The following is a 25,122-nucleotide window of genomic DNA, read 5'->3' on the forward strand; positions in this document are numbered from 1 at the left end:
AATGATCAGCACAATCGAATATATCCGCATCAACAGTTAAGATTGTCTGCATGAATGTGGAGCGGCTCCGGATCCTGGCGGAACTTGCCGACCGTGGAACCGTTGCATCGGTCGCCGATGCGATGTCGATGACTCCGTCGGCGGTGTCTCAACAGCTCAAGTTGCTGGCTCGCGAGGCCGGCGTGACACTGCTCGAACCCGACGGCCGCCGGCTGCGCCTCACCGACGCCGGACGTGCCCTGGTGCTGAGAACCGACGATGTTCTCGCTGCCCTGGCCCGCGCCGCGGCGGAGATGGACCGCTATCGAGCCTCCCCGCGGGGACGTGTCCGCGTGGCCCTGTTCCCCTCCGGTGCCGCGCTGCTCCTACCCGGAGTGTTGACCCGTCTCGCGGGCTCGGACGTCGACATCGACGCCCGCGACGAGGATCTGCCGGCATCCTCGGTGCCCGAACTACTCGCCGACTACGACGTGGTGCTCACCCACCGGGACGATCGGGCACCGTCGACGGCAGGCCCGCGGATCGAAGTGATGACCCTGATGCGCGAACCCATCGATCTGGTGCTGCCTCCCGATCATGCACTGGCACAGCACGAAACGGTGGATCTGAGAGAGCTGGCCGACGAGCGGTGGATCAGCGTCCGCGGCGGATTCCCCGTGGACGACGTGCTGCTCTCCGTTGCCGCCGTCACCGGCGTCGAGCCACGAGTGGTCCAGCGCATCAACGACTTTCGAGTGACGGAAGCTCTTGTTGCAGCCGGTCACGGAGTGGCGCTGATGCCGCGTTACTCCGTTGTCCATCCGGGTCTGGTGCGTCGAGAACTGTCCGGTGTACGCGCAGGCCGCATCTACGAACTGGCGACGAGGCGCGACGCTGCGCGGTTACCGGCGAACGCTGCTGTTCTCGACGCGTTCCGAGCGGAAGCCGAATTCAGGCCAGCGCTTTGGCCTTGATCGTGTCGAAGTCGTTCTGATCGATGGTTCCGTTGTCCAGCAACGTCTTTGCGCGAGCAATCTCCTCGGATGACGATCGGCCGGCGACGTGCCTGATGTAGTCCTCCTGCTGCTCCTGGGCGTGCTGCAGGGCAGCACTCTCGCGCTTGGCCATCTTGCTGCCGTTCGCGATGAGGTAGATCAACGCGGTCAGGAACGGCGCAATGATGAGGAAGAGCACCCACAGAGCCTTGACGAACCCGGATGTCTTGTGGTCCCGAAAAAGATCTCCGATGATCGAGAACATCACCATGAGGTAGGCCACGAATGCGAATCCAACGATGAGGAGCCAGAGGAAATCCCAGAAAGAGTCCATGATCGATCTCCGTTCAATTGTGTGGGCTGCCAGGAGTTCAGTGTGGCAGTGGCGGCACCCCGTGCGCACGGGTCTTTGGTCCCTTTGGGTACCCGCGATCGGACTCGGCGCGAGCATCGATCGCGGACGCGATATTCACTCTCGTTCACGTGAGGGCTCGACAATGCAACACGCCGCCCACCCCGAAAGGTGAGCGGCGTGCCGTCGAGCAGAGAACCTATTTCAGTGCGCGGTTCACAGCCGAGACCACTGCGCGCAGTGAGGCGGTGGTGATCGACGTCGCGATTCCGACGCCCCAGACGGTGGTGGCGACTCCGTCAGGGGAGGTGACAGAGGCTTCGACGTAGGCCGCGGCCTGAGCGTCGTCGCCTGCGGACATCGCGTGCTCGGAATAGTCGAGGACGCTGACGTCGTAGCCGATGGTGGACAGCGCGTCGACGAACGAGGCGAGGGGGCCATTGCCGGATCCGGAGATTTCCTGCTCGACGCCGTCGACCTTCACCGTCGCGACGATCGTGTCGGTTCCGCCGTCCACCTCTGCAGCCTGCACCGACTGCTTGATGCGCTCGAGCGGCCGGATCGGGGTCAGGTACTCCTCGGCGAAGACGTCCCACATCTCCTTGGGCGAGACCTCGCCGCCCTCACCGTCGGTGATGCGCTGCACGGCCTGGGAGAACTCGATCTGCAGTCGACGCGGCAGGTTCAGTCCGTGATCGGACTTCATGATGTACGCGACGCCACCCTTGCCCGACTGCGAGTTGACGCGGATGACCGCCTCGTAGGTGCGACCGACATCCTTCGGGTCAACGGGCAGGTACGGAACCTGCCAGGTGACATCTCCGATGTCCGTACCTTGTTCGTCCGCAGTGACTTTCATCGCGTCCAGGCCCTTGTTGATGGCGTCCTGGTGGCTGCCGGAGAAGGCCGTGTAGACCAGGTCGCCGCCGTAGGGGTGACGCTCGGCGACGGGCAGCTGGTTGCAGTACTCGACCGTTCGGCGAATTTCGTCGATGTTGGAGAAGTCGATCTGCGGATCGACGCCGCGGGTGAACAGGTTCAGTCCGAGCGTGACCAGGCAGACGTTGCCGGTGCGTTCACCGTTGCCGAACAGGCATCCCTCGATGCGGTCTGCGCCGGCCTGGTAGCCGAGTTCTGCTGCTGCGACACCGGTTCCGCGGTCGTTGTGCGGATGCAGTGACAGCACGATGCTGTCGCGGCGATCGAGATTGCGGCTCATCCACTCGATCGAGTCCGCGTACACGTTGGGCGTCGCCATCTCGACGGTGGCAGGCAGATTCAGAATCAGTGGCTTGGCGGGGGTGGGGTCGATGATCGCGGTGACCGCGTCGCACACCTCTTTGGCGTACGCGAGCTCGGTGCCGGTGTACGACTCGGGGGAGTACTCGTAGCGCCAGTCGGTATCGGGGAACTTGGCTGCTTCCTCGAGGACCTTGCGGGCACCGTCGGTGGCGATCTTCTTGATGACATCACGCTCGGCCCGGAACACCACCCGGCGCTGCAGGATCGACGTCGAGTTGTAGAAGTGCACGATGACGCTGCGGGCACCCTCGCACGCGACGAAGGTGCGCTCGATCAGCTCGGGACGGCACTGGGTCAGCACCTGGATGGTGACGTCGTCGGGGATCGCGCCGTCCTCGATGATCTCGCGGACGAAGTCGAAGTCGGTCTGGCTGGCCGACGGGAACCCGACCTCGATCTGCTTGTAGCCCATGCGGACGAGCAGGTCGAACATCCTGCGCTTGCGGGCCGGGCTCATCGGGTCGATCAACGCCTGGTTGCCGTCGCGCAGATCCACGGCGCACCACTGCGGCGTCCGGTCGATGATCTTGTCCGGCCACGTGCGGTCGGGGAGGGTGATCGGCTCCACTTCCTCGGCGAACGGCCGATAGCGGAACGTGGGCATCGAGGAGTTCTTCTGGGTGTTCCACGCAGGCTGGTCGCTGGGAGCGGGCCGCGAGGGCGGGGTGATGGTGCGAGATCCCGAGGTGAATGCGTCGGCTGGTGACATGGTCTTCGTCTCTCCGTACAGATCAGAGCAATGTGTTCGACCGGCGCAACGAACCCCGCGACGGGAAGCCAGTCTGGTCTCAGACCCCGTCGCGGCTGTTAAGAAGGAGAGCTCGCAGCATGGGCCGAGTGTACTACCGCTCGCCGACGGCTCACCCCAGGGTTGACGCGTCGAATTCTGTGGTCACCACGTCGAGTCGACGTTGCCACTGCTCGATGTCATCCATTCGTCCGACGTCGGTCACCGTCCAACAGTGCGCGAGCAGCTGGTACCCGAAGCGGTCGACCTCGGCGTGCTGGGCCCACACCCGGTGCGCCCACCGCCGATCGTTGTGCGCGGCCTCGGCACCTGCGAGAGCGGACCCGACGAGCTCGAACTGAACGTCCCGCCGCACAGCGAGAGCTTTCGCCGCCGCCACGTCCTCGGTGCGCACCACCGTCAGCAGTTCGGCAGAAAGCGACAGAACTCGGCCGTCGGACCACCTCAGAGTGCGACGAAACGCCGCGGGAAGAAGCAGCCACAGGGCCGCGAAGGCGAAAGCCACGCCCACCGTCGTTTCCACGATCCGGTCGACGACGATGTCCTGCAACACGGCCCCCGGGTGCGTGAGCGTGCCCATCAGCAGGGCCAGCGGGGTGATGAACGTGACCGCCAGGCCGTAGTTGCGCGCCACCGACACCTCGATCGCGAACTGCAACACCATCAGCACCACGATCACGGCCAGGCCGGTCAGCGGGGAGAGGAAGATGGCCGCGAACAACGCCACGCCGGCGAGAGTTCCGCCGAGCCGCTGCAGTCCCCGATAGGTGCCGTGCACCCGATCGGGACCCTGCTGCAAGACCAGAACGGCACCGAGGATCGCCCAGTCCGGTCGGCTCAGACCCAGCGCGACGCTGAGACTGCCCGCGGCCGCTGCCGCGCAGAACACCCGCATGGCCGTAGAGGCCGCATGCGAGTCCCGATGCAGCGAGCGCCGCAACCGATACCCGACGCCCGGCCGAGCCAGCGGCAGCTGATCGGGCACGGCGTCGACCGCGCGATCCGGATCCGCCCGTTCGGAGATCGTCGCCGCGAAAGCCAGGTGCGCGTCGAACAATCTCCGAACCAGTACCGGCCTCGACGACAACCGCGCGGCACCCGCGTCGTACACCGCAGACCAGGCCGAATGCAGACGCGCGGCGGCCGCGTGACGGTCGGCCGCAGACGCCGTCGGCGAGCCCGTGTATCTCTCGATGGCACCCACCGCGGCTCCGACGGCCTCGCGCTCGGGTCCACGCGGATCCCACAGCACCCCGGACATCGCCACCAGCAGCGCCGACGCGACACCGATGGCCGCACAGGCCGCTGCGTGCCCGGCACCGATGCCGGCTCCGGGGACGTACGACGACACCGCGCACACCAGCACGAAGAAGAACGCTCCCGGCGGTCCCAGTCGCAGCGCGGCGATGACGTACACCGCGACGAGAGCCAGCAGTGACAGCACCGCCACCGGGATCATCTGCGCCCATCCGGTGTTGCCGAGATCGAGTGCTAACTGCCCGGCCGTCGCGCCGAGCCACACCGACGCCGTCAACGCACCGCCCGCGGTCGGAACCACCCACCATCGTGAGCGATAGGGACGACCTTCGCCGTAGATGACGGCGAAACTGCCCGAGACCACCAGCAGTGCCTCGGCGTGGAATCCGAGCACCCACGCCGCGATCGCGGGGATCCCGAACGCGAGAGCCGAGCGCAGTCCACCGGGCCAACGACGGCCGACAGCGGGAAGCCCGAAGAGCACCTTCAGACCTCGAGCCGGCGGGGGTGGGCGATGCTCGGGAACGGTCACTCGAACATGTTAGGACAGGCATATCCGCAGGCGAACCACCCTGAACTCCCAGCTCGGAGCTACCCGGACCACTGTTCGGGCCGCTCGCTCGGTAAGGTGACCCGCGGACAATCGAACGGTTGTCGGCTATCCAGCGGAGGTAATACGCGTGGCTCTCATCGTCCAGAAGTACGGTGGATCGTCGGTGGGGACCGCCGAACGTATCCGACGCGTCGCTGAACGAATCGTCGAGACCAAGAAGGCAGGCAACGACGTCGTCGTGGTCGTGTCGGCCATGGGCGACACCACCGACGAACTGCTCGACCTGGCTCAGCAGGTGTGCCCGGCACCGCCGGCCCGCGAGATGGACATGCTGCTCACCTCGGGTGAACGCATCTCCAACGCGCTGGTCGCGATGGCCATCCACTCGCTCGGTGCCGAGGCTCGGTCGTTCACCGGCTCCCAGGCAGGCGTCGTCACCACCAGCGTGCACGGCAACGCCAAGATCATCGACGTCACCCCGGGACGCGTCCGCAGCGCACTCGACGAGGGCTCGATCGTCCTCGTCGCCGGATTCCAGGGCGTCAGCCAGGACAGCAAGGACGTCACCACGCTCGGGCGCGGAGGTTCCGACACCACCGCCGTTGCGCTCGCCGCAGCACTGAACGCCGACGTCTGCGAGATCTACACCGACGTCGACGGCATCTTCACCGCCGATCCGCGCATCGTGCCCAACGCTCGGCACCTCGACACCGTCTCGTTCGAGGAGATGCTGGAGATGGCGGCCTGCGGCGCGAAGGTGCTCATGCTGCGCTGCGTCGAATATGCCCGTCGCTACAACGTTCCCGTTCATGTGCGCTCGTCGTACACCACAAAACCCGGAACGATCGTCTCCGGATCTATGGAGGACATTCCAGTGGAAGAAGCAATTCTCACCGGCGTCGCACACGATCGCAGCGAGGCGAAGGTCACCGTCGTCGGTCTGCCCGACACCCCGGGCTACGCCGCCAAGGTCTTTCGCGCCGTAGCAGATTCCGAGATCAACATCGACATGGTGTTGCAGAACGTGTCCAAGATCGACACCGGCAAGACCGACATCACGTTCACCTGCCCCAAGGCCGACGGCCCGACGGCAGTGGAGAAGCTCACCAAGCTCCAAGCCGAGATCGGCTTCGCTCAGGTGCTCTACGACGATCACATCGGCAAGGTCTCGCTCGTCGGTGCCGGCATGAAGAGCCACCCCGGCGTCACCGCGACGTTCTGTGAGGCCCTCGCCGACGCCGGCATCAACATCGACCTGATCAGCACCTCCGAGATCCGTATCTCGGTGCTGTGCAGCGACACTCAGCTCGACGAGGCAGTACGCGCGCTGCACGCCGCCTTCGATCTCGGTGGCGACGAAGAAGCCGTCGTACACGCAGGAACAGGACGATAGAAGATGACCACAGTTGCAGTCGTAGGAGCCACCGGCCAGGTCGGTGCTGTCATGCGAACCCTGTTGGAGGAGCGCAACTTCCCCGCCGACACCGTTCGATTCTTCGCCTCCGCTCGTTCGGCGGGTAAGAAGCTGCCGTTCCGCGGCGAGGAGATAGTCGTCGAGGACGCGTCCACCGCAGACCTCACCGGAATCGACATCGCACTGTTCTCGGCGGGTGCCACCCTCTCGCGCGAGCAGGCACCGCGATTCGCCGCGGCAGGTGCCACCGTCATCGACAACTCGTCTGCGTTTCGCAAGGACTCCGACGTGCCGCTGGTGGTCAGCGAGGTCAACCCCGAGGCAGCGAAGAACCCGCCCCGCGGCATCATCGCCAACCCCAACTGCACCACCATGGCCGCGATGCCGGTGCTCAAGGTGCTGCACGACGAAGCAGGCCTGCAGCGTCTGATCGTCTCGAGTTACCAGGCCGTGTCCGGTAGCGGACTCGCCGGTGTCGAGGAACTCGCCACCCAGGCGCGCGCCGTCATGGGCGACGTCGAAAAGCTGGTGCACGACGGTTCGTCGGTGGATTTCCCGGCCCCGAACAAGTACGTCGCGCCCATCGCCTTCAACGTCCTGCCGCTGGCCGGTGCGTTGGTGGACGACGGATCGGGCGAGACCGACGAGGACCAGAAGCTGCGCAACGAATCGCGCAAGATCCTCGGCCTGCCGGACCTGCTGGTCAGCGGAACGTGCGTGCGCGTGCCGGTGTTCACCGGTCACTCGTTGTCGATCAACGCCGAGTTCGCCAGCCCGCTCTCGGTGGAGCGTGCTCGCGAACTGCTCGCATCGGCACCGGGTGTGTCGCTGGTCGACGTCCCGACCCCGCTCGACGCCGCAGGCAAGGACGACTCCTTGGTCGGCCGCATCCGTCAGGATCCGGGCGTTCCCGAGGGCCGCGGACTTGCCCTGTTCGTCGCGGGCGACAACCTGCGTAAGGGTGCCGCGCTCAACACCATTCAGATCGCCGAGCTGCTGGTCTGAAGCCGTGCGCGTTGTGCGTAGCTGGAGCTACGCACAACGCGCACGAGGGGACACGTCAGTTGAGGCGAAGGCCTTCGGCCGAGGCGTCGAAGATGTGCGCATGGGCCTCGTCGATGCGGACGTGGACGCGGTCGCCCTTCTCGGGTGGGCTGCGCCAGTCGGCCCGAGCGACGATCGATTCGGTAGTGCCGTTGATGTCCGCGCGTCCGAACACGAATGCCTCGGAACCGAGTTCCTCGACCACGTCGATCTCGAGAGCAATTCCGCTGCTCGCGATTTCGATGTGCTCGGGCCGAATGCCGAACATCACCTCGGTGGCAGAACCGAGGGTCTGACGCGGCACCGGAATCACCTGGTCGGCCAGGCGGACGCCGCCGTCGGTGACCGGCGCGCGGAACAGGTTCATCGACGGTGAGCCCATGAACCCCGCGACGAATGCATTGACCGGGGTGCGGTACAGCTCGCGCGGTGTGGCGCACTGTTGCAGCACACCACCTTTGAGGACGGCGACGCGATCGCCCATAGTCATGGCCTCGACCTGGTCGTGGGTGACGTACACGGTCGTGGTGCCGAGCCGGCGCTGCAACTGAGCGATCTGCGTCCGCGTCTGAACCCTGAGTTTGGCGTCGAGGTTGCTCAGAGGCTCGTCCATGAGGAACACCTGCGGCTGCCGAACGATGGCGCGGCCCATGGCAACTCGCTGACGCTGACCGCCCGACAGCGCCTTGGGCTTGCGGTCGAGGTACGGCTCCAGGTCGAGCAGCTTCGCAGCCTCCTCGACGCGAGTGCGAATGTCTTCCTTGTTCGCCTTCGCCAGCTTGAGCGCGAACCCCATGTTCTCGGCGACGGTCATGTGCGGGTACAGAGCGTAGTTCTGGAACACCATCGCGATGTCGCGATCCTTGGGTTCGGAATTGGTGACATCCTTGCCGCCGATGAGGATGCGTCCCGAGTTGACCTCCTCCAGCCCGGCGAGCATGCGGAGCGACGTCGACTTGCCGCAGCCGGAGGGGCCGACCAGAACGAGGAACTCACCGTCTTCGATGTGCAGGTCGAGCTCGTTCACCGCGGGGGTGTCGGATCCGGGAAAAAGCCTGGTCGTGCGCTCGAACGAGATTGTTGCCATGACGAAATAAATCCCTCCACCGGCAGGAACGTGCCGGACGATCCGAGTGTGGGGTGACGGCGGGAGCCGACGAGCACATAGTATGTCCCCAATCACAACCAGGAGAGAGGTGGCAGGGTGAGCGGCTCTGTGTCCAGACGAACCGCCCTGCGAGGGCTGGCCGTCGCCGCAGTAGCTGCCGGTGCTGCGGCACTCCCGGTGGCGTCGACGACGCGTCGAGCACTGGCGGACGACTTCCTCCGCGGCCAAAGCCCCCTGCTGTTCCATTCTCCGCCGCTGACGCCGTTCCGCGACGAGCTGCCCCGGTTGCCGCTGATCAGCGGCACGGAGATCTCGCTCGACGCGCACAGCTCCACCCACGCGTTCCACGCCGATCTTCGACCCGGGCCCACGTTCGGCTACGGCCAATGCGACTACCTGGGCCCCACCATCGAGTCGCAGACCGGTCAGCCCTGGACGCTGAAGTATTCCAACACCACGGTGGGCAACCCACTCGCCGCCGACGTCGACACCTCGCTGCACGGCATGAGCGAGATTGACCGCACGATGACGCCGACGGCGCTGCACCTGCACGGTGCCATCACCGAGCCGGCGAGCGACGGGCACTCCGAAATGCTGGTGCGCCCGGGTGAGTCGATGACGCACAACTTCTCGGGGCTCAACGACGCCGCGGGACTCTGGTACCACGACCACGCCATGTCGATGACGCGCATCAACGTCTACGCCGGCCTGCTCGGTATGAACCTGGTGCGAGACCGTTGGGACACCGGCACTTCCGACAACGCGCTCGGCCTGCCCTCGGGTGAGTTCGAGTTGCCGTTGGTTCTGCAGGAAAAGATCATGAACCCCGACGGCAGTATGAGCATCCGGTCCAATATCACTGTGCCGCAGGGCAAGTGGGAAGGCGGCGGAACCGGCGACGTGGGCGTCGTCAACGGCAAGATCTGGCCGACGATGGAAGTCGCCCGCGGCATGTACCGACTGCGAGTCGTCAACGCCGGTTCGTACAGTGTGTGGAACCTGTTCTTCACCAACAGACTTCGCTTCTGGGTCATCGGGAACGACGGTGGATTGCTCGACGCCCCGGTGGAAGCCACCAGCATCCGACTCGCGCCTGCCGAGCGCGTCGACATCCTCGTCGACTTCGGAGCCGTCGAGCCGGGCGCGCTGATCGAGCTGCTCAACGACGAGCCGCCCCCCGCTCAGGCTGCGTCCCTCGGTGCGGTGCCGATGCCGCTGTTCTGTCAGTTCCGCGTCGCGTCCGCCGCAGGCTTCCGCGGCGGGATGCCGTCGTTGCTACGCGGCGGTAAGGGCCAGCCGGATGTGTTGCCGCCGTTGCCGACTGCGACCTTCACGCGAACCGTCACCGTCAACCAACCGTCCGGTGGGCTGAACCTGGACATGACATTGATGAACCTGAACAACCTGCGGTACTCGGACCCGGACATCGAGATGCCCAAGCAGGGCACGGTTGAGGTGTGGAACATCGTCAACACGACGGTGGAGCCGCACCCGATTCACCTGCACCTGGCGCACTTTCGGACGCTCGGACGCATTCCCATCGATCTCGCGGCGTATCAGCGCGACTTCCCCCGGCCGACGTTCGGCACCAAATGGGCTCCGCCGGTGGAGAAGTTCCTCACCGGTCCATCGGTACCGCCGGCCACCTGGGAGGCCGGGTGGAAGGACACCGTCAACACGTACCCGGGCACGGTCACGCAGATCCTCGTCCGATTCCCGACGGCCGACGAACTCGGCTTCGATCCCGACGCCACCTTCGCCGGCCCGGCCGGGCATCACGGCGGTGAACACGGTGGGCATGACATGGGCGGTTCCAGTGAGCTGCAGGGGTACATGTGGCACTGCCACATGCTCGACCACGAGGACCACGAAATGATGTTGCGGTACCGCACCGTCGCTCCCTGACGCACCTACCCCAACCCTTCCGAGGTCGGGAGCCTGTTGCGTTCACAGGAAGGTCGGCCCACACTGACCCTGCCGCGTAGCGCACTCGACAACGGAACGGACCCCGGCAATGGGCAGTGGAACCACATCCGATCCCTGGACTCTCACCACAGCGCCCGGCACATCGGCGTACACCATGTATCGCGATCCCGACCACGAGCCACCCGCCCTCGTGTGCCAGGTGGGGTCGACAACCCTGCGGTACCGCATCGAGGCAGTCGAAGATCTGCACGTCTGGCTCACCGAGCGGGCCGAGTGGGTATTACTCGGTGCCGCGGACGAGAAGAAGCCGGCTGCTGCGGGCACGGTCGAAGCGTGGGGGCGCTCGCCCGACAACCCGGTCGGCGGCTGGTACGGGCTCAGGAACGGATATCGCGGCCGCTTCGGAATGTATCTGCCGCCGCTACTCGAGGAGCTCGGCCTGGCCGAACTGACCCACAATGCTCGGAACAACAGCATGCGTGCCTTGTAGCGGAGTCATCGAAAAAGTCTGTCGGTGGGCGGGTATAGCTTTCGTGGGGTGAAGACATGGGGGGATGTGTTCGGGCTCGGGGACCAGGAATTGGTCTCCGCGCTCGCTGACGTGACTTCCCACGAGAATGCGCTTGCTGCAACCAGATTGACTCTGCTGGCCGAGATCGACCGACGCGGATTGGCGATGAAGCTCGGGCACTCGTCCGTCGCCCGCTGGTACGCCAGATCGGTTCGGATCACCGACGGATCGGCCGTCCGCCAGAACGCATTGGGGTACTGGCTGCACGATCACAACACCGTGCTCGACGCCCTCGCCTGCGGTGAGATCCATGCCGCGCACGCCACAGCGATCGCCGAGGGCTACGACACCGTGTTGGTCGCCGACCCGACGTTGCGTGACGATCGCTGCGACGCAATTGTCGCCGAACTCCTCGACACCGCGATGCGCAGCACCGCCGGTCAGGTCACCTCACGTGCGCAAGCGCTGGCGCATGCTGCGGCGGAGGACGCTCGGGCACGACATGAGAAAGTCGAGAAGCAACGCCGCGAACAAGAACGGCAGGAACAGGAACGGCGAGATCAGGAGCGGCTGAGAGATGATGCCGCGACTTCTACCGGCAGGCTGCCCGATCCGGAACCGCCTGCACCTGAGCCTGTTCCGCCGAAACCCGCACCGCGACCGGTGTCGGAGAACCCAGACCTGAACCGATTCGACCTGCATCCTCTGGCCAACGGCCGCTATCAGGTCGGTGGCGACGTCGACCGGCTGCTGGCAGAGAAGCTGCTCACCGCCCTGTCGGAGTTGACGGCACCGCGGCCAGGTCCTGGTGGTGAGCGCGACCCTCGTAGCCCATCGAAGCGCCGGGCCGATGCACTCGATCAGATCCTCGATCGACACCTCCGCGGCAGCGCTCGTGGGTCGGCGGGCGGGTCGCGGGCGTCGGTGCACCTGATCGTTCCGCTGCGGGACTTGCTCGCCCACGGCGGAAGAAAGGAATCCTGTTGTACAGCAACGGATTCAGTCGACGCCAGCACGGTCCCGGAGGGATCCTCGAAGGGCGGTGACGGCACCCCTGGCACTGTCCAGCGTCCCGATAGCGCTGCTCGCGGCGACGCTGCAGCCGGTGGTGGTGCAGGTGGGAACGGAGCCGGGGAGAAGTCTGTGCCCGGGCCGGGTGACGGGGCTGCTCGCGGCGACGCTGCAACCGGTGGTGGTGCCGGTGGGAACAGAGCCGGGCAGGAGTCTGTGTTGGGCGACGCGGCTGCTCGCGGCGACGCTGCAACGGGTGGTGGTGCCGGTGGGAACAGAGCCGGGGAGAAGTCTGCGCCCGAGCCGGGCGACGCGGACTGGCCGTTCCACTTCGACTGGACCGGCCCGATCAGTCGCTCCCTCGCCGAACTCGTCACCTGTGACGCCGACCTGACCCCTGTCATCGTCGACCACAACGGCGTTCCACTCGCGCTCGGACGAACCACCAGACTCGCCTCCGACGACCAGCGCATCGCTCTGACCATCCGCGACACCTGCTGCGTGATGTGCGGCCGCCCCGCGCAGTGGTGCCAAGCCCACCACGTCAGATTCTGGGAACACGGCGGCCGCACCGACCTGAACAACCTCGCGCTCGTCTGCGGGGAATGCCACCGCCTCGTCCACCACGGCGACTGGCAGCTACTCATGGGCGACGACGGACACCCCTACGCCATCCCACCCGAATCCGTGGACTCCACAAGGCAACCCATCCCCAGCTATCACCGGCGAAAACGGCGCGCAGCCTGAAAACACTTCGACAGGCTCCGGCCTCGAAGTTATAGCTCTGTGGACACCAAGCCGTCTTGCAGTTGCCGTCGCTTTGGCGACCCGTCTGTTAGTCCGAATGAACGATGGTGCTGCGTTCGGCGGGGCAGCCATACTCGATCCCGACGATATTCCGTTACAGATTTGAGGCGTCGTGGTCCCGAAATTGGCAAGCACTAACCAGTCTTTTTCATCTCGGAAGGGCCCGTTCCTTGCAGCTGTTGTGACCACCACATTGGTCGTCCTTCAAATGGTGGGGATTGGTGCCCCAGCCCTGGCGGCACCTGCCGAGCCGCCCCCCGTACTGGCGACAATGATTCAGGCCTGTCGTGATGCTGATGTTGTGCTGATCGCGGCGCGTGGGTCTGGCGAGGCTAGTGGCTCCTATCAGGGTCTGGGTTCGACAATGTGGTCTGCGTATCGATCGATGCACGACGAGATGCAGAATAACGGCTTCGGTGGTCAGAGGCTGCGGGCGGTAGCAGTTATCTATGACGCGCAACCTGTCCACGCCCTCGCCTTCCAGCTGAATGGTCAGAACGCATTCTTTCGATCTATCAATGTTGGAGTCAATTACACAAAGACATTGCTAAATGACTACCGGTCTCGTCCTGAGTGCGCAGGAAAAGGCCTCATGCTTGCCGGTTATTCGCAGGGAGCTATGGTGATGCACAGAGTTTTGCACGACCAGCGAGCTATCTCAGGCGTAAATCTCTGGAGTCCGCTCCTCGTCGCCGATGGCGACCGGGTTGCTGGCGATTTCACGACGAAATTCGGAGGTGCCGCAGACACACGATCTGGGGTAGGCCAGAATTTTACAGTTTTGGGAAGTGGTAGCCAGCCGCAGAAGTTCGCAATCCCTGATGTGCGAGATGTGTGTGTTTCGGGCGATGCCGTTTGCGCACCTACGCTGGGTAAGCCCCCTGCCTGGTGTGTGAGTCTGTGTGCCCGGGCCTGGCAGGTTGGATCTCTTCTCGGTGGAGTGTCGATTCACACCAAGTACGCAGACTCTTCGCTGCTCGACCTCGCGGCGCGGGCAATACCGCGCTGAGAGTCCGTGAGAACGTCGGACCAATAGCCCCGTGTTACGGAGTTGCGCGTATGGATTTGTGGTACTGCGCCGCAATGTCGCCGGGGGTGGTGAACCAGACGCCGTCAGAGTTGTCGGTCAGGTGCTCGAGGGCAGCGCGGAACCGTCGCAGTCGATAGGGCTGTCCCGTCAGGAACGTGTGTACGGAGATGGCGAGCACCACCGGTTGTCTCGCCGAATTCTCCTTCAGTTCGTCGAAGCTGCCGATGATGTTGTGCTCGAACGCTTCTGCGGTCTGATGGTGATGGACGAACATCGGTAGGTCGTTGATCTCGTGGGGATACGGGACGCTGAGCAGCGGCCCGCCGCGGGTCTTAAGCCACACGGGTTGGTCGTCGACGGGCCAGTCCAAGGTGTACTGGTAACCGCACTCCGCGAGGAGGTCCTCGGTGACGCGGCTCGGGTTGGCACCGGGGCTCATCCATCCTCGGGGCGGTGTTCCCTCGTGTCGTTCGATCGCGGCGGTGACATCCTCGATGGAGCGGCGCTCCGCATCCTCGTCTAGATCGTTCGGTTGCACGGCATTCGTTCGGCCGTGCGCGACGACCTCGGCGTCGAGTGCTCGGAACGCCGCAGTCAGCTGCGGGGCGTGCTCGTACACCTCGGTGTTGACCAGCAACGTCGGTCGAATTCCGCACTGCTGCAATGTCTCTGCGATGCGGAAACCGCCGACGCGATTGCCGTATTCACGCCAGCCCCAGTTGTAGGTGTTGGGTTGCTCCATCGCGGGCGTGTAGCCCAGGCCGGGCTGTCCGTCGTCGTACGGAAAGTGCTCGCAGTTGACCGCGACGTACACAGCGAGACGCGCGTCGCCCGGCCACTCGAACTGTGGCCGATCGACGATGGGGGAGTACTCGAAGCGGCCGTGCGAGGGGAGGGGCATGGCCGGGGTATTGCCCGCGGCGAGTCGGCACAAACTGTCTGTCGGTCGGTGTATGTCGCGGCGTCGACCAGGTGCGCGATCTGTGGCTCGCCCACCTCGAACACTCCAATGGCCGCCAGCTGCGGTGCCAGCTCGTTCAGAGTCGCAATCAGTTCGTCGTGAGCCTCGGTCGCGGGTTCCACGTCACGGAGCGCTTGCGCATTCGCGATGAACGCCGCCATGGTTCCTTCCCGTATCGGGAAGCCGTCGAACGAGGCACCGTCGGGTTCGTCGGGGAGTATGTCCTCGGGGCGTACCGAATGGCTGGTCATGGTGGATCCACTGTCCGGTGCCGGCGCGACAGGGTGGTGCGACGGTTGGCTGTCGAGCTGACCTATTGCCTGACGGCGGATGGGCGGAGTTGTGACAGAACTTAAAGTCAGGCTGGACTGTTTGTTGTTTTGACGCTACTGTGCAAAGTGTGACTACCGACACAGGGCTCAGCGACGGCGCGCCTACCCCGCGCCGCACGCAGGCCGAACGCACCGCGGGGACCCGCGCAAAGTTGCTCGATGCAGCCATCGAGTGCCTCGTCGAGCTGGGTTTCTCGAAGACCAGCACACAGGAGATCGCGCGACGTGCCGGAGTATCCCGCGGAGCGCAGCTGCACCACTTCCCGACCAAGGAGTCGTTGGTGACCGCTGCCGTCGAGCATCTCGTCGACCGCCGCCTCTCCGAAATCTTGGAAGCCGAGCCCGATCCGGAACGTGGACCCGAGATTCTCGCCGACGCGTTCTCGGGCCCGCTGTTCTATGCCGCGCTCGAGCTGTGGGTCGCGGCCCGCACCGATCCGGCTCTGCACGAGGCGATGGTTCCACTCGAACGACGCGTCGCCGAAGCCATTCAGAGCGGTGCCCAGATCGTCATGGGCAGCCGCATGTCCACCGAGTCCATCGAGCTCAGCGTCGAGCTGGCTCGCGGGCTCGCTGTATCGGCTCTGTTCCGTACCCCCGAAGCCGACGCGCAGCTGCGCGATCGGCTCCTCCCCTTCTGGTCCGAAAAGGTGATGGACTCGTGAATTCTGCACTGCCCCACAAATGCGACGTGCTCGTCGTCGGAGCCGGATTCGCCGGCCTGGCCGCGGTGGCGAAGATCCTCGCCGACGATCCGAATGCCGACGTGACAGTCATCGAACGCGCATCCGACGTGGGCGGCACGTGGCGAGACAACACCTACCCGGGGTGTGCGTGCGACGTGCCGACCTCCCTGTACTCGTTCTCGTTCGCCCCGAGCCCGAAGTGGAGCCACACTTTCGCGCGCCAACCGGAGCTCTTCGACTACCTGCGTTCGGTGGTCGATCGTCTGAACCTGCGGGACCGCATCGTCACCGATTGTGAACTGCTGTCGGCAGATTGGAGCGAGACGGATCGACGGTGGACCGTCGAGACCTCGCGCGGTGCGACGAGCGTCAGAGTCCTCGTGGCGGCGACCGGTGCGCTGTCGACGCCCAAGATTCCGGACGTGCCGGGCATCGACACGTTCGGCGGGACGGTGTTCCATTCGGCGACGTGGAACCACGAGCACGATCTCACCGGCGAGCGCGTCGCCGTCATCGGCACCGGCGCGTCTGCAGTGCAGTTCGTCCCCGAGATCGTCGACAAAGCCCAGCGGCTCACGGTCTTTCAGCGCACCCCGGCCTGGGTCATCCCCCGCCTGGACCGCACCATCGGCCGGGTCGAGCGGACTCTGTACGAGAAAGTTCCTGCGGCGCACCGCGCGGTTCGCGGTGTCATCTACGGTTACCGCGAGGCGTATGTGACCGTTCTGGCCGACAATCCGTGGATGCTGCCCGCGGTGAAGGTGTTCGCCAAAGCCAACCTGAAGCGACAGGTGAAGAACCCCGTAAAGCGTGCGGCGCTGACTCCGGACTATGCACCCGGCTGCAAACGTCTTCTGCTGTCCAACGATTGGCTGCCCACACTCGACCGGTCGGACGTCGATCTGGTGACGTCGGGGCTGACGTCGGTCACCGAGAACGGCGTCGTCGACGCCTCGGGCCGCAACCACGAGGTGGACACCATCATCTTCGCGACGGGGTTCACCCCCACCGAGCCGCCGGTGTCGCATCTGCTGCGCGGCAACGACGGTCGGACGCTCGCGGAGCACTGGGGTGGTAGCCCGCAGGCGCATCTCGGGACCACCGTTGCCGGCTTCCCGAACCTGTTCCTGATGTACGGCCCCAACACCAACCTCGGGCACAGTTCCATCGTCTACATGCTCGAGTCGCAGGCCAACTACGTGGTATCCGCGCTGAACGAGATGAAGGACCGCAGGATCGCGGCCGTCGAGGTCAACGAATCCGCTCAGCGGCAGCACAATTCGTGGGTCGATTCCGAGCTCGACGGCACCGTGTGGAATGCAGGTGGCTGCTCGAGCTGGTACCTCGACGCCAACGGTCGCAACTCCACGATGTGGCCTACCTACACATTCCGGTTCCGCAACAAGACGCGAGAGTTCGATGTCTCGAACTATCGGATCGTCTCCGACACTCTCGAATCAGACAACGAGGTGGTATCCGCATGAGCGACTACGACGTTTTGATCATCGGCTCCGGTTTCGGCGGCAGTGTCGCCGCACTGCGGGCCGTCGAGAAGGGCTACCGGGTGGCGGTTCTCGAATCCGGTCGCCGGTTCGAGGACGACGAGCTACCGAAGACCAGCTGGCGGTTGCGTAAGTACCTGTGGGCTCCGGCACTGGGTTGCTATGGGGTGCAGCGTATCCACCTACTACCCGATGTGCTGGTGATGGCGGGTGCAGGTGTCGGCGGAGGTTCGCTGAACTATGCGAACACGCTGTACCAGCCCCCGGCCAAGTTCTTCGAGGACCCGCAGTGGGGTTCGATCACCGATTGGCAGCGCGAGCTGAATCCGTACTACGACCAGGCCCGCCGGATGCTCGGCGTCGAGACCAACCCGACCATCACCGCCTCGGACAAGGTGATGAAAGAGGTGGCCGAGGACATGGGGGTGGGCGACACATTCACCTCGACTCCGGTGGGCGTCTACTTCGGTGACCGTGGCAAAACTGCACCCGACCCGTTCTTCGGTGGTGCCGGGCCCGAGCGCACCGGCTGCACCGAATGCGGAGCGTGCATGACCGGCTGCCGCGTCGGCGCGAAGAACACCCTCGTCAAGAACTACCTCTATCTCGCGGAACACGCTGGCGCACATGTTCTTCCGTTGACCACCGTGGTGGACGTGCGGCCGAACGGCGCGGGCTACGACGTGGTGACGCGTCGGACCGGCGGGAAGCTGCGTCGCAAGGAGAAGACCATCACCGCCGATCAGGTGATCTTCTCGGCCGGCACCTACGGCACCCAGAAGCTGATGCTCGCGGCCAAGGAGAAGGGGTCGTTGCCGCGGCTGTCCGAGCGGATCGGTTCGCTCGTGCGCACCAACTCCGAGGCCGTGCTCGCGGCGACCGCCCGCGGCCGTGAGGTCGACTACCACGAGGGCGTGGCGATCACGTCGTCGTTCCACCCGGACGATCACACGCACATCGAGCCGGTGCGATACGGCAAGGGCAGCAACGCTATCGGTCTCTTGCAGACCGTGCTCAGCGACGGCGGCGGCAAGATGCCGCGGATCCTCAAGACCCTCGGCGTCGCGTTGCGTCACCCCGGCGCTGCGGCGCGCAGCCTGTCGGTCCATCGTTGGTCGGAGCGAACCGTCATCGCATTGGTGATGCAGACCGATGACAACTCGCTCGAGCTCGGATCGAAGAAGGGTCCGTTCGGGCGTCGCCTCACCAGCAGGCCCGGTGCGGGTGATCCACCGCCGCAGTGGATTCCGCAGGGTCACGAGGCCATTCGCCTGCTTGCGGACAAGATCGGCGGTGACCCGGGCGGATCGATCGCCGAGATCGTCAACATTCCGATGACCGCGCACTTCCTCGGTGGCTGCGCGATCGGCGACTCGCCGCAGACCGGAGTGATCGACGGGTACCAACGGGTCTACGGCTACGAAGGACTGCACGTGCTCGACGGTTCTGCCGTCAGCGCCAACCTCGGTGTCAATCCGTCCCTGACGATCACGGCGCAGTCCGAGCGAGTAATGGCGTTGTGGCCGAACAAGGGTGAGCCCGACAAGCGTCCCGCAGTGGGCAGCGAGTACCAGGAAGTTGCACCCACGCAGCCGGTTCGCCCGGTGGTGCCGGTGTCTGCACCGGGAGCCCTGCGGCTCCCCCTGACCGTCGTGGGGAGGGATTCCTGATGTGGAGTGTCACCGAATCCGAGACCGAGCGCACCGACTGGCCTGCCAGTCCGGCAGCGCCGTGGCCGGCGAATGTCCGCGCCACGATCTGGTGGCATCGGGCCCGGTCGTCGGACTTCGCACCCGCCGGTGCGAAGACGTTGCCGATCACGATGTGCATGGTCGTCGATTACACGACGTCGCCGGTCGGCCCGTACCGCGAGATCCTGGCGAGTCCGGCGCTGCGCCGGGACGTCGGACGCGTGCCTCGGATGGCGGTGCCGTTCATCGCCGTCGATTCCGCGACATCGGTGCACGGGGGCCGGACCAACTGGCACCTGCCCAAGGTGCTGGCCGACTTCGAGGGCGACGTGCTTGGCGAGGCCGGGGCGAGTGGCGGTGAATGGTCGGTCCGGACGACATCCCGCGGCGTCGGGCCGCAGTTCCCGATGCTCGGCTCCATCGGTTTCGCGCAGCCGGTGTCCGGCGGCTCGGCCGTCGCCTCGTCGAGTTTGAAGGGCAAGGCGAGGTTGGCCAGGGTCGAGGTCGACGCCAAGGGCCCGACGTTGAGTCGCTGGATGCCGTCGGGCACGTATTTCGGGTTGCAGATCGTGTCGGGGTCGATGCGGACGGGTGAAGCGCGCCTGGTCGGGTAGCCGTCGGCCGCTTTTCTTGACTTAGTCCAGATTAGGGGCATACTGGAGTGCATGCAGCTCACCGAACGCGTCGACCCCGCAGCGCAGTTGCGCTCGGTCGGTCTTCGCGTCACTGGACCTCGAGTTGCAGTCCTGAATGCGGTCACAGCCCGACCGCATTCGGACGCCGACGACATCGCTGCCGCCGTCCGTGAGAGCGGCGGCTCGGTGTCGACTCAGGCCGTCTACGACGTGCTCAGGGCCTGCGTCGACGCAGGTCTGCTACGTCGCATCGAACCTGCCGGTTCGGCCGCGCTGTACGAGAGCCGGACGGCCGACAACCACCACCACCTCGTATGCCGGGGGTGCCATGTGGTGGTCGATGTCGACTGCGTTGTCGGAGCAGCACCCTGTCTCGTGCCCGAGGACACCCACGGATTTGTCGTCGACGAAGCCGAAATCGTCTTCTGGGGTTTGTGCGACGACTGCACGAGGCATTCCGTCTGACACTGCGGTCCAGCGTAGGGCCGCTCGGTTTCACAGATTTTTCGAAGAGCAGCCCTCTTCGATTCTATTCAGCCCTTCAGGAGGCTTCGTATGACCAAGCCGATCAGCAACAAGCCGACCACCAGCAACTCGGGAATCCCCGTCCCCAGCGACGATCAGTCGCTGACCGCCGGAACGCAGGGTCCGATTCTTCTGCACGACCACTACCTCATCGAGAAGATGGCGCAGTTCAACCGTGAGCGGGTCCCGGAGCGCGTCGTGCACGCCAAGGGAGCGGGCGCGTTCGGTGAACTCGAAATCACCGGCGATATCAGCAAGTACACCAAGGCGAAGGCGTTGCAGCCCGGTGCCAAGACCGAGATGCTGGCGCGCTTCTCCACCGTCGCGGGCGAGCAGGGCAGCCCCGACACGTGGCGTGACCCGCGTGGCTTCTCGCTGAAGTTCTACACCGAGGAAGGCAACTGGGACCTCGTCGGCAACAACACCCCGATCTTCTTCGTCAAGGACCCGATCAAGTTCCAGGACTTCATCCGCAGCCAGAAGCGTATGCCCGACTCCGGTCTGCGTGACAACAACATGCAGTGGGACTTCTGGACCCTCTCGCCCGAGTCGGCGCACCAGGTGACGTGGCTCATGGGTGACCGCGGTATCCCCAAGTCGTTCCGTCACATGGACGGGTTCGGGTCGCACACGTACCAGCTCATCGCCGAGGACGGCACGAAGACCTGGGTGAAGTTCCACTTCAAGACCGATCAGGGTATCGACTTCCTGACGCAGGACAAGGCGGACGAGGTTGCGGGTACATCACCCGATCATCACCGTCAGGACCTCTTCGGATCCATCAAGAACGGCGACTTCCCGAGCTGGACCCTCAAGGTGCAGCTCATGCCGTACGACGAGGCCGAGAACTACAAGTACAACCCGTTCGACCTCACCAAGGTCTGGTCGCAGAAGGACTACCCGTTGATCGAGGTCGGCAAGATGACCTTGAACCGCAACCCGGAGAACTTCTTCGCGCAGATCGAGCAGAGCTCGTTCGAGCCGTCCAACACCGTGCCCGGCATCGGTTTCAGCCCCGACAAGATGCTGCTCGGACGCGTCTTCTCCTACGCCGACGCGCACCGGTACCGCATCGGAGCGAACTACGCGCAGCTGCCGGTCAACGCCCCGAAGTCCGAGGTCAACTCGTACTCCAAGGACGGCAACATGCGGTACTCGTTCAACTCCCCGGAGACGCCGGTCTACGCGCCGAACTCGTTCGGCGGCCCGTCGGCGGACACGAACAAGTACGGCGACGACGGCGCGTGGGACTTCGAGCCTCGTTTCGTGCGCACCGGATACATCGAGCACCCCGAGGACGGCGACTTCGTACAGGCCGGAGCACTGGTCCGCGAGGTCATGGACGACGCGCAGCGCGAGCGTCTGGTCGGGAACATCGTCGGACACGTCCTCAACGGCGTCAGCGAGCCCGTCCTGAGCCGCGTGTTCGAGTACTGGACCAACGTCGATCCCGACCTCGGCAAGAAGGTCGAGGAAGGCGTCCGGTCGCAGCAGAACGAGACCGCGCCGACCACCGGTGCAGGCGCGATCGACGATCCCGCCGACGAAGCCGCCAAGGTCTGATCCGTTCGACCCTGGGATCGGCGTCACAGCGATGATGGCGTCGATCCGGAACAACGCGTGGCCACATGCCGTTGTGTAGTACAGACGGAAGAACAATAATGGTGTGCGATGCATACCGTCGTCCAACGGCAGGGAGGCCACATCATGACGAACCCCATCACCAGCACCCTCGACGCAGGTCAGCAGAAAATTGCCGGCGACGCTCTTCAGGGGACCGTGGTCGATCTCATCGACCTCTCGCTCATCGCGAAGCAGGCGCACTGGAACGTGATCGGTAAGAACTTCCGGTCGGTGCACCTCGAGCTCGACGAGTTGGTCACGGCCGCACGTGAATTCACCGACCAGGCTGCCGAGCGCGCCACCGCTATCGGGGTCAGCCCCGATGGTCGCGCAGCCACCGTCTCCTCGACGGCGGGCACCAAGGGCTTCGGTGCCGGATGGACTCAGGACAGTGAGGTCGTACCGGCCGTCGTCGACAACATCGCGGCCGTCGTCGAGCGTCTTCGCGGACGCATCGCCGACACCGGCGAAGCCGATCCGGTGACGCAGGACCTGCTCATCGGCATCACAGCTCGGCTCGAGCAGCTGCACTGGATGTGGCAGGCCCAGGCAAGCTGACGTTTCTTCGCTTCGACAGGCCCCTCGCGCACAGCGGGGGGCCTGTTGTTTGCCTGCATCACCCCCGGGTATCCGACGGACATGCCTGTTTCCAAGCCGACGGTCGACGCAGTTCTGCTCGACATCGACGGCACCCTCGTCGATTCCAACTACGTGCACGTCGACGCCTGGTCGCGTGCTTTTCGTGAGGCCGGCCGGCCTGTTCCGTCGTGGCGAATCCACCGGAGCATCGGGATGGATGGGTCGAAATTGCTCGGGGCGCTCGTCGGATCATCGGACAGCGCGCTGGCCGGTGAGGCGAAGAGGCTGCACGGTGAGTACTACGCCGCAGCGTCGGCAGATCTCGAAGTGCTACCCGGTGCTCGGGAACTGTTGGCGGACTTGAATTCTCGAGGAGTCACCGTCGTGCTCGCAACGTCGGCTCCCGAGAGCGAACTGTCCACGTTGCGCGATCTGCTCGAGGTCGAGGATTCCGTCGAAGTGGTGACGAGCGGTGACGATGCCGAGGTCGCCAAGCCCGAGCCCGACATCATCGCGGTCGCACTCGAGCGGGCAGGCGTCCAGGCTGTCGACGCACTGATGGTGGGCGACAGTGTGTGGGACATCGAATCGGCCGGTCGCGCGGGCGTACGCGCCATCGGCGTTCGCAGTGGCGGTATCTCGCGCGGCGAATTGCTCGAAGCGGGAGCAGTAGCGGTGTTCGACGACCCGGCCGATCTGCTGGCCAACATCGAGAAAAGCCCCATCTATTCCGGCGAAAAGGCAAGTGCTTGAACGAGTTCCGCAAGCCGTACCCCAGGGTCGACGGTTACGTTCCCATCGAGAGCTACGGCGCAATCGGCGACGGCCGTACTGTCGCGATGATCGCCGACGACGGCCGGATCGACTGGTTCCCGGTTCCGAATCTCGACTCACCGCCGCCGTTCGCAGCGCTGCTCGACGCGCCACACGGCGGCTACATCGAACTGACGCCGACAGGCGAATTCACCGTCGGGCGCGAATTCGTCGCTGGCACAAACGTTCTGAGCACGACGTTCCGTACCGACACCGGTACCGTCCGGATCACGGACTCGCTCAACACGGGCGTGGCCGGACGGTTGCCCTGGGTGGAGTTGGCGCGTCGCGTCGAGGGACTCGACGGCACTGTCGAATTGGCCTGGTCCGTGGCGCCGGGCACCATGCTCGGCATCGCATCGCCGTGGGCGTACGACACCGAGCACGGCACCGTTCTGCGCGTGGACGGATTGACCTTGGCGGTGCGGACTCTGGGCATCGAGGACGTGCACGTGGCCGACCGCGACATCGGTGGCGTTTTCGATACCCACCCGGGCTCGCGGCACGTACTGGGTGTCGTAGGGACGGAGAACGAGCCGTTGCCGCTGCCCGATCCGCAGCACGTGGACGAGGGGATCGACCGGACCATCGACAACTGGCGCGTCTGGTCCGACGAATTCTCGTACGACGGGCCGTGGTCGGAGCACGTGGCTCGGAGTGCGCTCGCGCTGAAGTTGCTGTTACACAGCCCGTCCGGTGCGATCGCGGCTGCTGCGACGACCTCCCTTCCCGAGAACCGGACCGGTGGCAAGAATTGGGACTACCGCTACGCGTGGGTTCGTGATGCCGCGTACACCATCCGCGCGCTGCAACGATTCGGTCTTCGCGAGGAGATCCATGCGGCGGTGGCGTGGCTGCTGAAGGTGATCCGTGCCAACGATCCGTTGGTCAACGTCTTCTACACTCTCGGCGGCGAATTGCCCGGTGGCACGGAACAACCCGACGTTCCCGGCTGGCGCGGCATCGGGCCGGTGGTGAACGGCAACGCTGCGGCGGACCAACTGCAGTTGATGATCTTCGGCGACCTGTTCTCGATCATCCGGCAGTACGTGGACGCGGGGAACATTCTCGACGCGCAGACCGGTCGACTGCTGGCCACCATCGCCGACGAGGCCTGTGATTCGTGGCAGCGCAAGGACGCCGGAATCTGGGAGCTCGAGGACGAACAGCACTACACCAGCTCCAAATTGGGCTGTTGGCAAGCGCTCGACTGCGCCGTGCACCTTGCCGAGGCGGGGGAGATCCCGGGCATACCGGATCGATGGAAGGCCGAGAAGGAACGCATCCGGCACTACATCGAGACCGAGTGTTGGTCCGACGAGCGTCAGGCCTATCTCGCGTACCCGGGTGCCGACGGACTCGACGCATCCGTGCTGTTGGCCGCCGAGATGGATTTCGATCGTGGAGAACGTCTCTCGTCCACCATCGATGCGCTCGGTGACGAGCTCGGTGCCGGACCGTTGATGTATCGCTACAGCGGAGTTGCCGAGGAAGAGGTCACCTTCGTGGCCTGCGCGTTCTGGCGGGTGTCGGCTCTGTCGTGCGTGGGACGCGACGACGAGGCGAAGGCCTTGATGGACCAGTTGGTGGAGATGTCCAACGACGTCGGGCTGTACAGCGAAATGATCGATGCTTCGGATGGATCGTTTCTGGGTAACTTCCCGCAGGGCTTGAGCCACCTGGCCCTGGTAAATGCGGCGTTGACCATCGCGCGCTCGCACGACGCCACGGCCTGACA

Annotated in this window: 22 protein-coding genes; 17 read left to right on the forward strand and 5 right to left on the reverse strand. The window is 65.0% G+C overall.

Annotated elements, in window-relative coordinates; translation table 11 throughout:
• Positions 1-50 precede the first annotated feature (50 nt).
• Positions 51-953, forward strand: a complete 903-nt coding sequence (locus tag AABD04_RS02560) for a LysR family transcriptional regulator (protein ID WP_341440128.1) — start codon at positions 51-53, stop codon at positions 951-953.
• Here AABD04_RS02560 and AABD04_RS02565 read toward each other — a convergent pair.
• The 3 genes from AABD04_RS02565 to AABD04_RS02575 all read right to left on the reverse strand — a co-directional run bounded on the left by AABD04_RS02565 (position 931) and on the right by AABD04_RS02575 (position 5,165).
• A complete protein-coding gene (locus tag AABD04_RS02565; protein WP_341440129.1) occupies positions 931-1,308 on the reverse strand; it encodes a PLDc N-terminal domain-containing protein in 378 nt (125 codons plus the stop codon). The two genes, AABD04_RS02560 and AABD04_RS02565, sit on opposite strands and share 23 nt — an antisense overlap.
• A 217-nt stretch (positions 1,309-1,525) precedes the next feature.
• Positions 1,526-3,337: a 2-isopropylmalate synthase gene (gene leuA, locus AABD04_RS02570; RefSeq protein WP_341440130.1), complete on the reverse strand. Its 1,812-nt coding sequence runs from the start codon at positions 3,335-3,337 to the stop codon at positions 1,526-1,528.
• Positions 3,338-3,488: 151 nt separating this feature from the next.
• Positions 3,489-5,165, reverse strand: coding sequence for an FUSC family protein (locus tag AABD04_RS02575; protein WP_341440131.1), 1,677 nt, complete (start codon positions 5,163-5,165; stop codon positions 3,489-3,491).
• 148 nt (positions 5,166-5,313) lie between these two features.
• Here AABD04_RS02575 and AABD04_RS02580 point away from each other — a divergent pair, with 148 nt between their 5' ends.
• Both AABD04_RS02580 and AABD04_RS02585 read left to right on the forward strand, forming a co-directional pair.
• The gene (locus tag AABD04_RS02580) at positions 5,314-6,579 is read left to right on the forward strand and encodes an aspartate kinase (protein WP_032395287.1); all 1,266 of its coding nucleotides are present in this window, start codon (positions 5,314-5,316) and stop codon (positions 6,577-6,579) included.
• 3 nt (positions 6,580-6,582) lie between these two features.
• Positions 6,583-7,605 (forward strand): aspartate-semialdehyde dehydrogenase, encoded by a 1,023-nt coding sequence (locus AABD04_RS02585; protein WP_341440132.1) that lies wholly within the window; start codon positions 6,583-6,585, stop codon positions 7,603-7,605.
• A gap of 55 nt (positions 7,606-7,660) precedes the next feature.
• Here the strand turns inward: AABD04_RS02585 and AABD04_RS02590 are convergent, their stop codons facing one another.
• Complete coding sequence (locus AABD04_RS02590) at positions 7,661-8,731, reverse strand: ABC transporter ATP-binding protein (RefSeq protein WP_341440133.1); 1,071 nt, start codon at positions 8,729-8,731, stop codon at positions 7,661-7,663.
• Positions 8,732-8,848: 117 nt separating this feature from the next.
• Between AABD04_RS02590 and AABD04_RS02595 the strand changes: the two genes are divergently transcribed.
• The 4 genes from AABD04_RS02595 (at position 8,849) to AABD04_RS02610 (ending at position 14,016) form a co-directional block, all read left to right on the forward strand.
• Positions 8,849-10,657, forward strand: a complete 1,809-nt coding sequence (locus AABD04_RS02595; protein WP_341440134.1) for a multicopper oxidase family protein — start codon at positions 8,849-8,851, stop codon at positions 10,655-10,657.
• Between the two features lie 109 nt (positions 10,658-10,766).
• Complete coding sequence (locus tag AABD04_RS02600; protein WP_341440135.1) at positions 10,767-11,168, forward strand: DUF6855 family protein; 402 nt, start codon at positions 10,767-10,769, stop codon at positions 11,166-11,168.
• Between the two features lie 48 nt (positions 11,169-11,216).
• Positions 11,217-12,947, forward strand: coding sequence for an HNH endonuclease signature motif containing protein (locus AABD04_RS02605; protein ID WP_341440136.1), 1,731 nt, complete (start codon positions 11,217-11,219; stop codon positions 12,945-12,947).
• A 331-nt stretch (positions 12,948-13,278) separates the two neighbouring features.
• On the forward strand, positions 13,279-14,016 hold the full coding sequence (locus AABD04_RS02610) for a cutinase family protein (RefSeq protein ID WP_341442937.1): 738 nt from the start codon (positions 13,279-13,281) through the stop codon (positions 14,014-14,016).
• A 34-nt stretch (positions 14,017-14,050) separates the two neighbouring features.
• Here AABD04_RS02610 and AABD04_RS02615 read toward each other — a convergent pair whose 3' ends face one another.
• Positions 14,051-14,938 (reverse strand): polysaccharide deacetylase family protein, encoded by an 888-nt coding sequence (locus AABD04_RS02615; protein WP_341440137.1) that lies wholly within the window; start codon positions 14,936-14,938, stop codon positions 14,051-14,053.
• Between the two features lie 219 nt (positions 14,939-15,157).
• Here AABD04_RS02615 and AABD04_RS02620 point away from each other — a divergent pair, with 219 nt between their 5' ends.
• From AABD04_RS02620 to AABD04_RS02665, 10 genes are all read left to right on the forward strand, one after another.
• Positions 15,158-15,310 carry a hypothetical protein gene (locus tag AABD04_RS02620; RefSeq protein WP_341440138.1) on the forward strand — a complete coding sequence of 51 codons (153 nt, stop codon included), beginning with the start codon at positions 15,158-15,160 and terminating at the stop codon, positions 15,308-15,310.
• Between the two features lie 79 nt (positions 15,311-15,389).
• Positions 15,390-15,995, forward strand: coding sequence for a TetR/AcrR family transcriptional regulator (locus AABD04_RS02625; RefSeq protein WP_423228110.1), 606 nt, complete (start codon positions 15,390-15,392; stop codon positions 15,993-15,995).
• Complete coding sequence (locus AABD04_RS02630; RefSeq protein ID WP_341440140.1) at positions 15,992-17,500, forward strand: flavin-containing monooxygenase; 1,509 nt, start codon at positions 15,992-15,994, stop codon at positions 17,498-17,500. The genes AABD04_RS02625 and AABD04_RS02630 overlap by 4 nt, the downstream gene beginning before the upstream one ends.
• Positions 17,497-19,188: a GMC family oxidoreductase gene (locus tag AABD04_RS02635; protein ID WP_341440141.1), complete on the forward strand. Its 1,692-nt coding sequence runs from the start codon at positions 17,497-17,499 to the stop codon at positions 19,186-19,188. Before AABD04_RS02630 ends, AABD04_RS02635 begins: the two co-directional genes overlap by 4 nt.
• Complete coding sequence (locus AABD04_RS02640) at positions 19,188-19,823, forward strand: acetoacetate decarboxylase family protein (protein ID WP_243594219.1); 636 nt, start codon at positions 19,188-19,190, stop codon at positions 19,821-19,823. Before AABD04_RS02635 ends, AABD04_RS02640 begins: the two co-directional genes overlap by 1 nt.
• A gap of 51 nt (positions 19,824-19,874) precedes the next feature.
• Positions 19,875-20,309, forward strand: a complete 435-nt coding sequence (locus AABD04_RS02645; protein ID WP_243610745.1) for a Fur family transcriptional regulator — start codon at positions 19,875-19,877, stop codon at positions 20,307-20,309.
• A gap of 90 nt (positions 20,310-20,399) precedes the next feature.
• Positions 20,400-21,932 carry a catalase gene (locus tag AABD04_RS02650; RefSeq protein ID WP_279393574.1) on the forward strand — a complete coding sequence of 511 codons (1,533 nt, stop codon included), beginning with the start codon at positions 20,400-20,402 and terminating at the stop codon, positions 21,930-21,932.
• A 144-nt stretch (positions 21,933-22,076) separates the two neighbouring features.
• Positions 22,077-22,550 carry a Dps family protein gene (locus tag AABD04_RS02655; protein WP_032380678.1) on the forward strand — a complete coding sequence of 158 codons (474 nt, stop codon included), beginning with the start codon at positions 22,077-22,079 and terminating at the stop codon, positions 22,548-22,550.
• A gap of 81 nt (positions 22,551-22,631) precedes the next feature.
• Positions 22,632-23,324, forward strand: a complete 693-nt coding sequence (locus tag AABD04_RS02660; protein WP_243610744.1) for an HAD family hydrolase — start codon at positions 22,632-22,634, stop codon at positions 23,322-23,324.
• Positions 23,321-25,120 (forward strand): glycoside hydrolase family 15 protein, encoded by a 1,800-nt coding sequence (locus tag AABD04_RS02665; RefSeq protein ID WP_243610743.1) that lies wholly within the window; start codon positions 23,321-23,323, stop codon positions 25,118-25,120. The genes AABD04_RS02660 and AABD04_RS02665 overlap by 4 nt, the downstream gene beginning before the upstream one ends.
• The last annotated feature ends 2 nt before the right edge of the window (positions 25,121-25,122 follow it).

The sequence above is a fragment of the Rhodococcoides navarretei genome, from assembly GCF_038069675.1.
In the GTDB taxonomy this organism is placed as follows: domain Bacteria; phylum Actinomycetota; class Actinomycetes; order Mycobacteriales; family Mycobacteriaceae; genus Rhodococcoides; species Rhodococcoides navarretei.